This window comes from Enterococcus sp. DIV1206 (genome assembly GCF_051712485.1).
GTDB lineage: Bacteria > Bacillota > Bacilli > Lactobacillales > Enterococcaceae > Enterococcus > Enterococcus faecalis.
In genome coordinates this window covers 2,584,843-2,599,311 of the sequence record NZ_JBIOOZ010000001.1, presented here as the reverse complement: position 1 = coordinate 2,599,311, position 14,469 = coordinate 2,584,843, and the positions used below count along the sequence as shown (strand labels likewise).

11 protein-coding genes are annotated in these 14,469 nt (G+C 37.8%); 10 read left to right on the top strand and 1 reads right to left on the bottom strand.

Annotated features, from left to right (window positions below; genetic code table 11):
- Window positions 1-121 precede the first annotated feature (121 nt).
- Entirely contained in the window at window positions 122-4,240 is a 4,119-nt protein-coding gene (locus tag IGK86_RS12860) for an EF3023 family LPXTG-anchored polysaccharide lyase (protein WP_104877149.1), read from the top strand.
- Between the two features lie 70 nt (window positions 4,241-4,310).
- Here the strand turns inward: IGK86_RS12860 and IGK86_RS12855 are convergent, their stop codons facing one another.
- A complete protein-coding gene (locus tag IGK86_RS12855; protein ID WP_002387350.1) occupies window positions 4,311-5,714 on the bottom strand; it encodes a dicarboxylate/amino acid:cation symporter in 1,404 nt (467 codons plus the stop codon).
- A gap of 326 nt (window positions 5,715-6,040) precedes the next feature.
- Here IGK86_RS12855 and IGK86_RS12850 point away from each other — a divergent pair, with 326 nt between their 5' ends.
- From IGK86_RS12850 to sstT, 9 genes are all read left to right on the top strand, one after another.
- On the top strand, window positions 6,041-6,742 hold the full coding sequence (locus tag IGK86_RS12850) for a hypothetical protein (protein WP_010776159.1): 702 nt from the start codon (window positions 6,041-6,043) through the stop codon (window positions 6,740-6,742).
- A 33-nt stretch (window positions 6,743-6,775) separates the two neighbouring features.
- Entirely contained in the window at window positions 6,776-7,537 is a 762-nt protein-coding gene (locus IGK86_RS12845; RefSeq protein ID WP_016616587.1) for a hypothetical protein, read from the top strand.
- Window positions 7,538-7,576: 39 nt separating this feature from the next.
- On the top strand, window positions 7,577-8,086 hold the full coding sequence (gst, locus tag IGK86_RS12840; RefSeq protein WP_002370068.1) for a DinB family glutathione transferase: 510 nt from the start codon (window positions 7,577-7,579) through the stop codon (window positions 8,084-8,086).
- A 139-nt stretch (window positions 8,087-8,225) separates the two neighbouring features.
- Complete coding sequence (locus IGK86_RS12835; protein WP_002401614.1) at window positions 8,226-8,690, top strand: RNA polymerase sigma factor; 465 nt, start codon at window positions 8,226-8,228, stop codon at window positions 8,688-8,690.
- Between the two features lie 2 nt (window positions 8,691-8,692).
- The gene (locus IGK86_RS12830) at window positions 8,693-9,619 is read left to right on the top strand and encodes an anti-sigma factor (RefSeq protein ID WP_016616586.1); all 927 of its coding nucleotides are present in this window, start codon (window positions 8,693-8,695) and stop codon (window positions 9,617-9,619) included.
- A 151-nt stretch (window positions 9,620-9,770) separates the two neighbouring features.
- Window positions 9,771-11,552: a DNA-binding protein gene (locus IGK86_RS12825; RefSeq protein WP_104877148.1), complete on the top strand. Its 1,782-nt coding sequence runs from the start codon at window positions 9,771-9,773 to the stop codon at window positions 11,550-11,552.
- A 243-nt stretch (window positions 11,553-11,795) separates the two neighbouring features.
- On the top strand, window positions 11,796-12,536 hold the full coding sequence (gene truA, locus IGK86_RS12820; protein WP_010715458.1) for a tRNA pseudouridine(38-40) synthase TruA: 741 nt from the start codon (window positions 11,796-11,798) through the stop codon (window positions 12,534-12,536).
- A gap of 102 nt (window positions 12,537-12,638) precedes the next feature.
- Window positions 12,639-13,022 carry a potassium channel family protein gene (locus IGK86_RS12815; protein ID WP_025193931.1) on the top strand — a complete coding sequence of 128 codons (384 nt, stop codon included), beginning with the start codon at window positions 12,639-12,641 and terminating at the stop codon, window positions 13,020-13,022.
- A gap of 128 nt (window positions 13,023-13,150) precedes the next feature.
- On the top strand, window positions 13,151-14,413 hold the full coding sequence (sstT, locus tag IGK86_RS12810) for a serine/threonine transporter SstT (protein WP_002359106.1): 1,263 nt from the start codon (window positions 13,151-13,153) through the stop codon (window positions 14,411-14,413).
- The last annotated feature ends 56 nt before the right edge of the window (window positions 14,414-14,469 follow it).

Here is a 14,469-nt window from a genome sequence, read left to right as displayed (position 1 = left end):
TTTTCATGCCTAATTTTTATATAGAATACTTAGTAGAGGAGGAAGTTGATTAAATTATCAGAAAAAAGTGTTTGGAAAAGTCGGATTGGTTGCTTAAAAATAGAAAGATATGGGGAAAAATATGATTAAAAAAATAATAGTCGTTGTTGCTTTCATGCTTACAGGCTTCTCGCTAACTGCGATGAGTGCATCTGCAGAAGAAATAACTGATTTATTTTTACAAAAAGAAGTGACATATTCTGGTGTGGAAGGAGGAAAAATTGGAGAGAATTGGAAATACCCTCAATTTGTTGGCGAAAAAGCTGTCGATGGCGATGAAACAACACGCTGGTCCGCTGATAAGCAAGATGAACAATGGTTAATTGTTGATTTGGGTGAAGTAAAAAACATTGGCGAACTCGTTTTACAGTTGCATGCAGAAAGTCCTGTGTATGAAATCTTAGTTTCAACAGATGGTGAAAGCTATCAATCTATCTTTAAAGAAGAGAATGGGAAAGGTGGCCAACCTACTAAAAAATATATTGATGGCAATAATGTACAAGCACGTTTTGTAAAATATCAGCAGATGAAAATGTGGCAACACACAAATAAGCAATTTTACAGTTCAAGTATTATTTCGTTTGAAGCATATGAAAAAAAACGACTGCCAGAAGCGATTAAACTTTTAACAGAGAACCTGACTATTAGTGAAAAAAGAAAGCAACAGCTAGCCTTTGAAGTGTCACCAGCTGGAGTAGATATTACAGAAGATCAGATTGAGTGGTCAAGTAGTGATCCTACTATTGTGACGGTTGACCAAACGGGTAATTTAACAGCAGTTAAGAGTGGTGAAGCGAAGGTAACAGTCAAAATTAAAGGAACAGAAATTAGTGATACAATTCCTGTGACTGTTGTAGCAGAAAATAAACAATATGCGGAAATGCGAGCAAAATGGAAAATGCGATTGTTGGGTACAACGCAGTATGATAACGATGCAGATGTGCAACAGTATCGTGCCCAGATTGCTACGGAGAGTTTAGCATTGTGGCAAACGCTTAATCAAGCAGCAGATCGTGGGTATCTGTGGGAACGAAAACCATCGGATACAGTGTCTGCTGATTACACGACTCAATTTACCAATATTAAAAAATTAGCGTTAGGCTACTATGAACCATCAAGTGAGCTTTTTGAAAAACCGGAAGTTTATGATGCGATTGTTAAAGGCATTGAATTTATGATTGATACAAAAAAATACAATGGAACGTATTACACAGGTAACTGGTGGGATTGGCAAATTGGTTCCGCACAGCCGCTAACAGATACATTGATTTTATTACATGATGACCTATTGAATACAGATGCAGAAAAATTAAATAAATTTACTGCTCCGCTGATGCTGTATGCAAAAGATCCAAACATACAATGGCCAATTTATCGTGCAACAGGGGCTAACTTAACAGATATTTCAATCACCGTTTTAGGTACTGGACTTTTGTTAGAAGATAATCAACGCCTAGTACAAGTACAAGAAGCTGTTCCGTCCGTTTTAAAAAGTGTTTCCTCTGGTGATGGCTTATATCCTGATGGTTCCTTGATTCAACATGGTTATTTTCCGTACAACGGCAGTTACGGGAATGAGTTGCTAAAAGGGTTTGGACGAATTCAGACTATTTTACAAGGTTCCGACTGGGAGATGAATGACCCTAACATTAGTAATTTATTTAATGTTGTTGATAAAGGTTACTTACAATTGATGGTAAATGGAAAAATGCCATCGATGGTTTCTGGTAGAAGTATTTCCAGAGCGCCAGAAACGAATCCTTTTACTACAGAGTTTGAATCGGGTAAAGAAACAATAGCTAATTTAACCTTAATTGCAAAATTTGCACCAGAAAATTTAAGAAATGACATTTATACATCTGTCCAAACGTGGCTTCAACAAAGTGGGTCATACTATCATTTCTTTAAAAAACCAAGAGATTTTGAAGCGTTAATTGACTTGAAAAATGTGGTGAATAGTGCCTCACCTGCCCAAGCGACACCAATGCAATCTTTAAATGTATATGGTTCGATGGATCGAGTCCTACAGAAAAATAACGAATATGCGGTGGGGATCAGTATGTATTCACAACGTGTCGGAAACTATGAATTTGGGAATACGGAAAATAAAAAAGGCTGGCATACAGCAGACGGCATGCTTTATTTATACAATCAAGACTTTGCTCAGTTTGATGAAGGATATTGGGCAACGATCGATCCATATCGATTACCAGGAACGACAGTTGACACAAGAGAATTGGCAAATGGAGCTTATACAGGGAAACGCAGTCCCCAGTCATGGGTAGGTGGCTCAAATAATGGACAGGTTGCCTCTATAGGAATGTTTTTAGATAAAAATAATGAAGGAATGAACTTAGTTGCTAAAAAATCTTGGTTCTTATTAGATGGTCAAATCATTAATTTGGGAAGTGGCATTACTGGTACGACAGATGCTTCGATTGAAACAATCCTCGATAATCGGATGATTCATCCACAGGAAGTGAAGCTTAACCAAGGTTCAGACAAAGATAATTCTTGGATTAGTTTAAGCGCAGCGAATCCATTGAATAACATTGGCTATGTTTTTCCTAATTCAATGAATACGCTTGATGTTCAAATAGAAGAACGCTCTGGTCGCTACGGAGATATTAACGAATACTTTGTTAATGATAAAACCTATACAAATACATTTGCTAAAATTAGTAAAAATTATGGCAAGACTGTTGAAAATGGTACTTACGAATATTTAACAGTGGTTGGGAAAACGAATGAAGAAATCGCAGCTCTTTCTAAAAACAAAGGCTATACTGTTCTAGAAAATACAGCAAACTTACAAGCCATTGAAGCAGGTAATTATGTCATGATGAATACATGGAATAATGATCAAGAAATTGCAGGACTGTATGCGTATGATCCAATGTCGGTTATTTCAGAAAAAATTGATAACGGTGTTTATCGCTTAACTCTTGCGAATCCTTTACAAAATAATGCATCCGTTTCTATTGAATTTGATAAGGGCATTCTTGAAGTAGTCGCAGCGGACCCAGAAATTTCTGTTGACCAAAATATTATCACTTTAAATAGTGCGGGGTTAAATGGCAGCTCGCGTTCAATCACAGTTAAAACAACTCCTGAAGTAACGAAAGAAGCGTTAGAAAAATTAATTCAGGAACAAAAAGAACACCAAGAAAAAGACTACACCGCAAGCAGCTGGAAAGTCTACAGCGAAGCATTGAAACAAGCACAAACTGTGGCAGATCAAACAACAGCAACGCAAGCAGAAGTAGACCAAGCAGAAGCAAAACTACGTTCGGCAGTGAAGCAATTGGTAAAAGTGCCAACTAAAGAAGTAGATAAAACCAACTTGTTGAAAATCATCAAAGAAAACGAGAAACACCAAGAAAAAGACTACACCGCAAGCAGCTGGAAAGTCTACAGCGAAGCATTGAAACAAGCGCAAACTGTGGCAGATCAAGCAACAGCAACACAAGCAGAAGTAGACCAAGCAGAAGCAGAGCTACGTTCGGCGGTGAAGCAATTGGCAAAAGTGCCAACTAAAGAAGTAGATAAAACCAACTTGTTGAAAATCATCAAAGAAAACGAGAAACACCAAGAAAAAGACTACACCGCAAGCAGTTGGAAAGTCTACAGTGAAGCGTTGAAACAAGCACAAACTGTGGCAGATCAAACAACAGCAACGCAAGCAGAAGTAGACCAAGCAGAAGCAGAGCTACGTTCGGCAGTGAAGCAATTGGCAAAAGTACCAACCAAAGAAGTAGATAAAACCAACTTGTTGAAAATCATCAAAGAAAACGAGAAACACCAAGAAAAAGACTACACCGCAAGCAGTTGGAAAGTCTACAGTGAAGCGTTGAAACAAGCACAAACTGTGGCAGATCAAACAACAGCAACGCAAGCAGAAGTAGATCAAGCAGAAGCAAAACTACGTTCGGCAGTGAAGCAATTAACATTGAAAAATAGTGGGGAAAATAAAACGGAACAAAAAAATGGGGGGAATAATGGACACTTAAATACTAGTGCGGGAGTTGATCAAACTGGTACGAAACAAGTTAAGCCATCAAGCCAAGGTGGTTTCAGAAAAGCTAGCCAATTTTTACCGAGCACAGGAGAAAAGAAATCGATCGCGCTTGTGATTATTGGTCTTCTAGTTATCGCCAGTGGGTGTCTTTTAGTTTTTCGTAAAAGTAAATCGAAGAAGTAAAAAATTACGGATTCACTAAAAACATAATAAAAAAGCAGACTTCCATACAAGAAGTCTGCTTTTTCATTAATTACTCCGCTTCCGCATTTTGCAAGTCAGCGACATCAGTCAGATAAGTGGCTTCATCCAACAAATCTTCCGAATGTGCAACATAAATCGCAGTGGCGCTATCACCCACCACGTTTAGGCTAGTAACGAGCATTTCGATTGGACGATTAATGGCTAAAATTAATGAATACGTCGCAATCGCAATCTCATTGTTATAGTTTAAACCAGTTAAAATAGTGAAAAGGATAATCCCGCCAGCGCCAGGTGCCGCCGGTGTACCAATGGATGACATTAAAGCTAAAATGGCAATCAAGGCAATATTAGCTGGTGTCACTTCATAACCAGCTACGCCCGCTACAAAAATAGCCGCAATTACTTGCATAATCGCTGTGCCGTTCATATTAATAGTCATTCCTAACGGCAAGACAAAGGCGGCAACATCGCTGTCGACACCTAACTCTTCAACCGTTGTTTTTGTATTTAACGGTAAAGTGGCTGCCGAAGAAGAAGTAGAAAATCCAAAGACCACAACTTTCATAATCTTTTTAATAAAAGGAACAGGATTTAATTTTGTCGCAAATAAGATAAATAATGGGTAACCGATCATCAAAAAGGCTAAGAGCGTCGCTGTCGTTGTTACGACGTAGACTAACGCTGGTTTTAAATAATCAATCCCGTAAGAAGCAAACGTCCGAACTAACAACATAAAGACGGCGATAGGAGCAAATTTAGTAATTACAAAGGTTAAAAATAACGTGACCATCGCATTGACTTCTTCAATTAATTTTTTGAAAACACGAATTTTATCTCCTAATGCATTAATACATAAACCAGTAATCACTGCCAACACAACAACGGCTAAAATTGCACCATTGTCGCTAAATGCAGAACCGATATTTTTCGTGACAGCATTGACAATCACCATTAATGGGTTGCCGCTCGTACTTACTTCGACAGGAGCTAGCGTTTCAGATAACGACACATTAAAAGCACCAGTTAAATATACGCTATAGCCCACAATTCCAGCCGTTAATAGCGCAATCAGTGACATCGATAAAAAGCCAAAAATTGTTTTATAAGAAATTCGTCCTAATTTTTGCGTATCGGTAATATGACAAATGGCTAAAGTAATTGAAGTAAAGACCATCGGCACAATCACTAATTGTAGGCCGTTGATAAATAGTTGACCAATAATATAGAAAAGCCCAATCGCAGATTGTCCTTTTTCAGGATCTGAAATATCTTGGAAAAGAATCTGATTGATTGTCTGCCACACAGCGCCTTGATTGCTGCGAATAAGGTGCTCTCTTAAAAATAAAAAGCCGAGCCCAACGATTAATCCTCCCACCAATGAAATCACCATTTTTTTGGTAAATGAGATACCTTTCACTTCACGTTTTTTCTTTTCCACTTTGTTGCCTCCCAAATAAATTGATTAAGCACCGCGCAAAAAAAGCCTTGCACACAAAAAAAGGGCAAGACATCTCGTATCATTCACTATACAAAAATACAGAATTTTACAGAACTTTGCCTTGTTAGCCTCTCGGACTATCTTAAAGGTACTTTTCCACATACTAAGGGAAACTACGAGAATTGTCAATTCTTTTTTACTTAGGGGGGTGTTATTTTGAAGAAATGGAAGGAAAGAAACAGACGTTTTTCATTTTTTGTTTAATGATTGTGTTAAAATAATCATTAGTAGAATAAGTGAAAGGAAATATTACCTTTCTATATGATAGGAGAGTATTTTTAATGAGAAGTGATCGACATCATAATAATAAGTATTTAGGAATAGTAATTGGATTATTAATTGTTATTATTGGATTATTAGTATTCATCTTAGTGAATGGGCAAACAAATTTAAAAAGAAAAACGGTAGAAGAAGTAGATGCAACACCATCTTCCTCTACAAAGACCGTTAGCAGTTATTCAAGTACCTCAGTGGTGCAAGAAAGTGAAAGTAGTTCAGCAGTTACTACTATTTCAGATGAAGAAAATGTGGCTGCAGAAGCAGTAAAAAAACTCTCCACTAGCCAACGTGCGGCGTTAGTTATTTTGGGTGCGCCTTCAGGATGGCGGTTTAATGGCTATCCAGCTCAAGAAAATTCGAATCAATCAGTTCAAGAGATTGCTTTGTCCAATATGAATACCATAACGTTAACCAAAGTAAGTAGTAAGTTAAGTGATAACACTAGTGAAAATGATCAAATGTTTTTTGCAACTGGAAAAAATATACAAGGTGTTGGCGGTGTTCCTTCGCAAATCTATGCGTTCGGACGTGATGGTGAAATGATTTACTATTATGTTGTTAAAACGAAACTGGATAATTCATCCGCTCAACCAACAGCGATAAACTTGGGACAAGCTAATATGAATAAAATTTGGAAAAATTTTTTTGATGTGGGTGATTTAAGTAGTATGAATCGAGTGGCGGATCAGATTGTTATAAAGTAATAGAGCACTGATTTAGAAAAGGAGTTAAAGCGTATGTTTAATCATCGTCACCAAAAAAATAAATACTTCTTTGTTGTGATTATACTGCTACTAGTCATTATTGGATTACTTATTTTTATTATTGTTACTGGTGGGAAAAATTCTGAAAAACAAACAAAAAGTTTCAGCAAAACAACCCAAACAACAAAAATTAGTAAAGAGAGTTTGAAAACCATACCTCAAACAATGAGTTCACAGCAAAATAGTTCAATAAGATTAAACGAAAGGAATTATACGGAGTCAGAGAAGCGAGCAATAACTAATGAATTTCTGCTCTGGGCTAGTAAGCGAGCAGAAATTGGTGGAATGGCTGTTACCACTAGATTTTTTGATCATGGAGCTAGTGGTAAAGGTGATTGGTATGCATTAACACCAGATTGGCAAGCTATTTTAGTTCAGCGGCAAGATTCATCTAGACAAAATAGCTACTCTATTCAAGCCTTGGGTGGGGTAACATTTTATACTTCGAAAGATGGCACCTTGGGCCGGTCTGATAAAGTAATGACTTCGGCTTTAGCAGCAGGCTATAATGAAGTTGCTGATTTAGGAAAACCAATTATAAAATATTTACTTGGTGATGATGGTGAAATTTATGAATATAACAGTAGTGGTTCTTTTACAGATGGTTTTTATGAGATGGATGATAAAGGCAATCGGCAAGAAAATGGAAGGCCTATTCAAACATTTACCCTTTCCGCAGATACCGCAGCCAAAAAAGAGCTACAACGGATTCTTTTGCAGTATAATAGAAAATAGAAACGAAAGAACAGGCACCAACACAAAGGAGGTATTTTTATGAAAGTCACTCAACTTTCTAGTGAAACCCTTGACCGAGCGCATGAACGTTTTGAAGAAACACTTGCGCAAATGACCGTTGCCGAAGCAAACACGATGCCCGCACCATTAATCAAGTCTGTTACTTGGCTGATGTGGCACACAGCCAGAGAATTAGACCTACAAATTTCCGCACTTAATCATAGTGAGCCGTTATGGCTTAGCCAACACTGGACAGAAAAATTTGCCTTGGATTTGCCAGATGAAACAGAAGACTGGCATCACACACCAGAAGAAGCGGCGAAAGTCGTGGTGGCAGAAAAGCAATTGCTTAGTGACTATTTGGCTGCCAGTGTGGCACTTACCAAAAGCTATTTAGACCAAATCAAAGAAGAACAATTGTCAGACGTGATTGATAAAAATTGGACCCCGCCGGTGACTAGACAAGTCCGTTTAGTTTCAGTGATTGATGATGCAGTGATGCATTCTGGGCAAGCCGTTTATACACGAAGATTAGTCATTGGAAAATGATAAATAAGAAAAAACAAAAAATGCTTCTGCCTAAGCAGGAGTATTTTTTATTGAGAGAAAAAATACATAAAAATAATGAACGAAGGACTGTCCACTTTTTCCCTAGTTGAAACGTTGTATAAGTGAAAGGAGAAATCAGATGAAAAAGGAGGCAAATTTTGACGAAGTACTATTTTCTTTGGGGCAAGAAGTCATCCAAGTCTTGATTCACCGAGGAGCAAGTCTTGAAGATGCACAAGATGCAGTGTCGCAAACGTATACAACGATTTTTTCAATATTACCTGAAATTACATCAGAAAATCTACGCCCGTGGTTTTTCCGAGTAACATTTAATTACTACATTACGATGTATCGAAAAAAGAAACGAGAACGCACTTTTGTGGCAAACAGCCATCCTGTGCAATCAATAGAAAAAATGGAAGGGCAAGAGTTATTATTATTGATCGATTCCTTAAAAGATGAGGAACAAGAACTAGTACTTTTGAAATATTATTATCAATTATCGTATGCCGAGATTGCGTTGATTTTAGAATTATCTGTTGAAAATGTTCGCAAAAAATTGTATCGCACACGTCAAAAATTAAAAAAAGAACTGGAGGAATAGAAGTGGATTTAAAAAAAAGTATTCGTAAAGCGAAAAGAAAACAATTTATCGTGATTGGTGCCATAACCGTTGTTAGTTTTGCCGTATTGTTTGTCGGTTTTTTTGTGGGAATGGATAAACTTTCGACGAAAAACTATCATACCCTACTAGAAGTAATTAATGATCAAGAAATGATTGCTTCACCAAACACTCAATTAGATTCCCAAGTAATTGCTAATAGTTCGCCTTTTGGGGGCGAAGTTGTGACCAATCGTTCAAAAAATATTGATGGTTACACGGTGGAGTGGAGTAATTTACGTAGCAGATATAGCTTTTTCAGAAATTCGATTGACTGGAATGAAGTCTATCCTGGTAGCTATTATTCTTCTAAGAATTTTTATGAATACAACCGACAAACCAAGCAGAAAGTAGCATCTTTTTATAACCCAGCGATTACCAATTACTATGGTGGCATCAAAAACGAATTAAGTGAATTAGATAAAATGGAAAACCAAGTAGCGGAAGTGGCGATTTCTTTTGATAAACCTTATCCATATGAAGAAGTCCGCAAAATGTTACCGAGCAATGTCAACTTAGTTTGGCTCTATGTTTACTCCAAAACGGTTAATGAAAAAGAAGGTCCTTCTGGTACTCTGCCTTATGGTTTTCAATTAAGCATGGACGATCACAAAGAAATATTTGATCCTGAAAACGACAAGCAACACTTTTTTGAAACCTTAGAAAAATCCCCGTTGTTTGCTGACAACCAAGAAGGCCAAAAGTTTATCCAACAAAATAAAAATAAAAAAGTCGAAAAATTACCTATTTGGGGAGTCATGCTCACCGGACAAACCAAAAATTTCAAAGCCTTACAAAATGAACCTTTTGTTCGTGGTGCTTCAATTGGCGTGACCGTACCTATCGTTCCTTATATTCAGCCAGAGAAATAAACGTTCTTCAGAACGCTAAGCCTTCCGACTGATTTTGCTTCAACGATATTGTCAGTAAAAATAGAAAACGTTATAATAGAATAGATCACAGGAAGTGCTTCTACAATGCGTGGGAGCACTTTTTTTACTTATCTATGAGGAGGGCAAGTGAATGTTTTTTAATTTTATTGGGTTAACGTTATTTTTTGGTATCGGGATCTTAGTTGCGAATGGCGCCAACATTGTAGCGAATAAAGGGAAAAAGAGTAAGGGGACCATTCTGTTAATGGCGATGGAATTGCTCTTGTTAGGTATCTTTTTATTTGTGACTTTGCCAAGTAAAAATCTTTCAACCGTGTTATGGATTAATCTGATTGGCGCAGTGATTGCTAGTGGGGTGTTATTAAGTACACGCTTAGCTAGTAAAGTCGAAGTTCCTGGTATCCAAAAGGGCCGCAAAGAAGTAGGGAAGAATACCAACAAAACGGCTAACAAAGACTGGTCTGGCAAAATTTTGGGTGTTGCCGTTTTGGCAATGATTTTGTTGACCATTGTCAGTAGTATTACCAGAATTTCTTCTATTGATGAAATTTATCAAACGATTCCTTTAAAAACGGAAGAAAAAGCTGAAGTTTTAACTTCGGCGAAAGAAACACCCATTGCGATTGCACCACAAACGGCGAAACGAAAAATGTTACAAAAATTTTCTGTCATTCCCAATTCCAATATGTTTACTTTGGATGGTATAACAGCACAAGTCGTCAATGGCGAGTATGTTTATGTAGCAACAGTCGAATTTAATGGCTTCTTTAAATGGCTAAAACTGGGGGAAGTACCTGGCTATTTCATCATTAGTGCGACAGATATCAACGCACAGCCAGAATTTGTAGAAAAACCAATTGTTTATACTCCTTCAGCTTACTTTGGCAAAGATGCCGCACGAAAAATTTATTCCGCTTATCCAGGTTATGCAGCAACTGGCACAATCAATTTAGAGCTGGACGACCAAGGGAATCCTTACTATATTCAAACGCTTTACAAAGAGTATGGGGTTTCTGGTCGCATGCACTATAATGAATTTAAAACGGCGGTATTAAATGCTACAACAGGAGAAGTTAACGTTTATGACAGTCAAAAAGCCCCAAGTTTCGTTGATGCGCCGATTACTAGCTCAGCGGCGAATAGCTTAAATGAATTCTTTGGTCGTTACAGTCAAGGCTGGTGGAACCAGACAATGTTTGGCGCCAAAAAAGATGTTAAAATTCCAACTGAAAATGGTATTTATGCATCAGGGCAAATTACGCCGATGATGAACAAGGAAGGGAACCAATTGCTTTATTTTACGGACTTTACAAGTAGTGAAAAAGACCAAGATTCCGCTTTAGGCTACTCCTTAATCAATGCCCGAACAGGCCAAGTTACGTATTATCGTGATACTAAAGTCGGCATTATGGATAGTGATGGCGCCATTTCTATCGCTTCAAAAATTTATCCAGAAAAGAAATGGAAAGCTAGTATGCCAGTCCTTTATAATATTGATGGCGTGCCAACGTGGATTGTTTCGTTAATGGACAGTAAAGGGATTTTCAAAAAATATGTCTATATAAATGCTGTAGATAATGATATTGTGATTGATGCAGACACGGCACAAGGCGCATTAGACGCTTATCGAATTGAGTTAGTAACCAAAGGAAGCAACAATGAAAATACAGACAAAGCCAACTTGAAAACGATGCAAGGTAAAGTAGCTCGTGTCTCAGTAGTAGCTGGGGAAGCGCAAACGGTAGTTTCATTTTTACTAGAAGATGAAAAAACCATTTTTAGCGTAACGACTAATAACAGTCCGCTGGCGCTATTCTTAAAAGAGGGCGACCAAGTGACATTTAAAGCCGTAGTGACTGAAAATGCTAAAGCAGCGAATGTTGAAGAATTGAAAATTGCAGGATTAAACTAAGAGGTCGGGACAGAAGTGTTTAACTCCGAGAAATAAGAAGGAATTTCCGAAAATTGTTCTTTAATTTTTGGAGAATTTCGGCTTATTTCCGAAGGAGTTGCTTTTGTTCCCGCCGTTTATCAATTTTTAAGCCTGGAACAAAAATCCAAAGTGATTTTTGTCCCAGGCTCTCTTGGAAAAGAAGAAAAATCCACCTATTTCTGCTATGATAAGAGAGAAAAAGAATACGAAGGAGCTTCGCCCATGCGCAACATAAAATTAACCATTGAATACGATGGTAAAAGATACTCAGGTTGGCAACGACTAGGTAATTCAGAGAAAACGATTCAAGGGAAAATTGAAAGTATTTTAACACAAATGACAGGTGAACCGATTGAAATTATTGGCTCAGGCAGAACGGATGCCGGCACACATGCACGTGGTCAAGTAGCGAATTTTAAAACGACTAGTTCACTAACAACAACCGAAATGTTATCCTTTTTAAATCGATATTTACCTGGCGATATTGTTGTTAAAGAAGTTACAGAAATGCCTGAACGTTTTCATGCACGGTATAACGCCACAGGCAAACAATACAGCTACTATGTTTGGAATAGCCCAATTCCTAATGCCTTTGAACGGTATCATAGTTTTCACTTTCCCAAAGCGTTGGATCAAGAAAAAATGGAACAAGCTTGCCAAAAATTAATAGGGACCCATGATTTTATTGGCTTTTCAGCATTGAAAAAAACCAAAAAATCGACTACTCGAACGATTGAAAAGATTACGATTGAAAGAGACGGCGAAATGTTACAGTTCACTTTTGTGGGCAATGGTTTCTTGCATAAAATGGTCCGCATCCTCGTTGGGACACTTTTAGAAATTGGTGCAGGCACCAAAGAATTAGCGATAATTGACGAATTATTCGCAACAAAAGTCCGAGAAGGCGCAGGTGAAACGGCTCCTGCACAAGGGTTGTTTTTAGATGAAGTGTATTATAAATAACAAAAAAATAAATTTTCTTTAACCACACCAATTAAAAAGTTGAACTTTATCTAAAAAGTGCTAACGTTAAGAAGAGATTAACAATAGAAAGAGGTCATTTTTTTGCTATCTTTACTTATTTCTGTCAAAAAATTATTTTCATCTTTTTTAGGTATCTTAAAAAAAGAAGACACTCGTGCCTTGTTCTTTTTACTGGCAACCACGTTGTTGAGTGGGACTATTTTTTATTCAACAGTGGAAAAATTGTCGCCATTAGATTCGTTATATTTAAGTTTCATGACGTTAACCACGATTGGTTATGGAGATGTGCATCCAGTTACTGACTTGGGAAAAATTTTCACCATGGTTTATGCTACAGTAGGCTTGGGGATTATGGCTATGTTTATTTCGGTCGTAGCAAAATCCTACTTGTATTCTAAACAAAGTCATCACCACCATCACCATAAAAACAAAGAACATTCAGAGGAAAAGTCTTCAGAAAAATAGACGAAATTGATGAGTTGACCAAGTGTTTCTCGAAAAATGAAAGTTTTTTGAGAAACACTCTTTTTTTATCTTAATAATTATGGTAGTATGTCCCAAACTGTATTTTATTTTAAAGGAGCGTGAAGTGAATGGTCAAAGCGATTCGGAAATTATCGTTAATTCAAAAAATCATGATAGGGATTGTGATTGGAACCACCTTGGGTTTCTTGGTGCCAGAATGGACCTTCATCAGCGTTCTTGGTGAATTGTTTGTGGGCGCCTTAAAAGCAATTGCGCCGATTTTAGTTTTTGTCTTAATTATTGCGTCGCTAGCCCAACAAAAGGCTGGGGCGAAAACATATGTTGGATCAATTTTAGTTGTTTATCTGTTAGCGACATTTTTGGCAGCTGTTGTTGCCGTGACAGCAAGCTATCTGTTTCCCGTTAAGATTGTCTTGGAGGCGGCGCAAGAAGCGCAAGCAGCCCCAACGCAACTTAGTGATGTTTTAAGTAATGTGTTAACAAGCGTTGTCCAAAATCCGATTCAAGCGATGATTGAAGGCAATTATTTATCTGTTTTATTTTGGTCCTCATTAATCGGCATTGGGCTACGTCAAAGTTCAGTCGCTACCAAGGATGTGATTGCCAATCTTTCGACAGGGATTACCACGGTCGTTCAAATGATTATCGGCATTGCGCCAATTGGAATTCTAGGTTTGGTGTTTCATTCGGTGGCAACCACAGGCATTGCAGGGTTAGCCAAGTATGGCCAGTTATTATTATTGTTAATTGGTACGATGGCCGTGGTTGCTTTAGTCGTTTATCCAGCGATTGTTTTTTGGAATATTCGGCAAAATCCGTATCCGTTAGTCTTTTTTGTATTAAAGGAAAGTGCGATTCCCGCATTCTTTACACGCAGTTCTGCGGCCAATATTCCCATTAATATGGAATTGGCGAAAGCAATGGATTTAAATGAAGAATCTTATGCGGTCTCTATTCCGCTGGGCGCAACGATTAATATGGGCGGCGCAGCCATTACGATTACCATTATGACATTGGCGGCAGTCCACACATTAGGAATGTCCGTGCCAATCTATTTAGCCTTATTGTTGAGCATCATCGCCGCTGTTTCTGCTTGTGGGGCTTCAGGAATTGCTGGTGGTTCCTTGTTGTTAATTCCGCTTGCATGTAGTTTGTTTGGCATTTCCAATGATATTGCCATGCAAGTCGTCGGCGTTGGCTTTATCGTCGGCGTAGTCCAAGATTCCATTGAAACAGCGTTGAACTCTTCTAGTGACTTGTTGTTTACCACCTCAGTTGAGTTAGCAGACCGACGTAAAAATGGTGAAAGTATTGATGTCAAAGCGTTAATTGGCAAAAGTCAATTGGTGGTCGAACAAGAAAATATTTAAAAGAAAGGAACAACCCGCTAAAATGCGGGTTGTTCCTTTCTTTAATAATCTCGGCC

Excerpts from the sequence above, each read along its gene's own strand:
- IGK86_RS12860 (WP_104877149.1), top strand. The coding sequence starts at position 122 with ATGATTAAAAAAATAATAGTCGTTGTTGCTTTCATGCTTACAGGCTTC.
- IGK86_RS12850 (WP_010776159.1), top strand. The coding sequence starts at position 6,041 with ATGAGAAGTGATCGACATCATAATAATAAGTATTTAGGAATAGTAATT.
- IGK86_RS12845 (WP_016616587.1), top strand. The coding sequence starts at position 6,776 with ATGTTTAATCATCGTCACCAAAAAAATAAATACTTCTTTGTTGTGATT.
- gst (WP_002370068.1), top strand. The coding sequence starts at position 7,577 with ATGAAAGTCACTCAACTTTCTAGTGAAACCCTTGACCGAGCGCATGAA.
- IGK86_RS12835 (WP_002401614.1), top strand. The coding sequence starts at position 8,226 with ATGAAAAAGGAGGCAAATTTTGACGAAGTACTATTTTCTTTGGGGCAA.
- IGK86_RS12825 (WP_104877148.1), top strand. The coding sequence starts at position 9,771 with ATGTTTTTTAATTTTATTGGGTTAACGTTATTTTTTGGTATCGGGATC.
- truA (WP_010715458.1), top strand. The coding sequence starts at position 11,796 with ATGCGCAACATAAAATTAACCATTGAATACGATGGTAAAAGATACTCA.
- sstT (WP_002359106.1), top strand. The coding sequence starts at position 13,151 with ATGGTCAAAGCGATTCGGAAATTATCGTTAATTCAAAAAATCATGATA.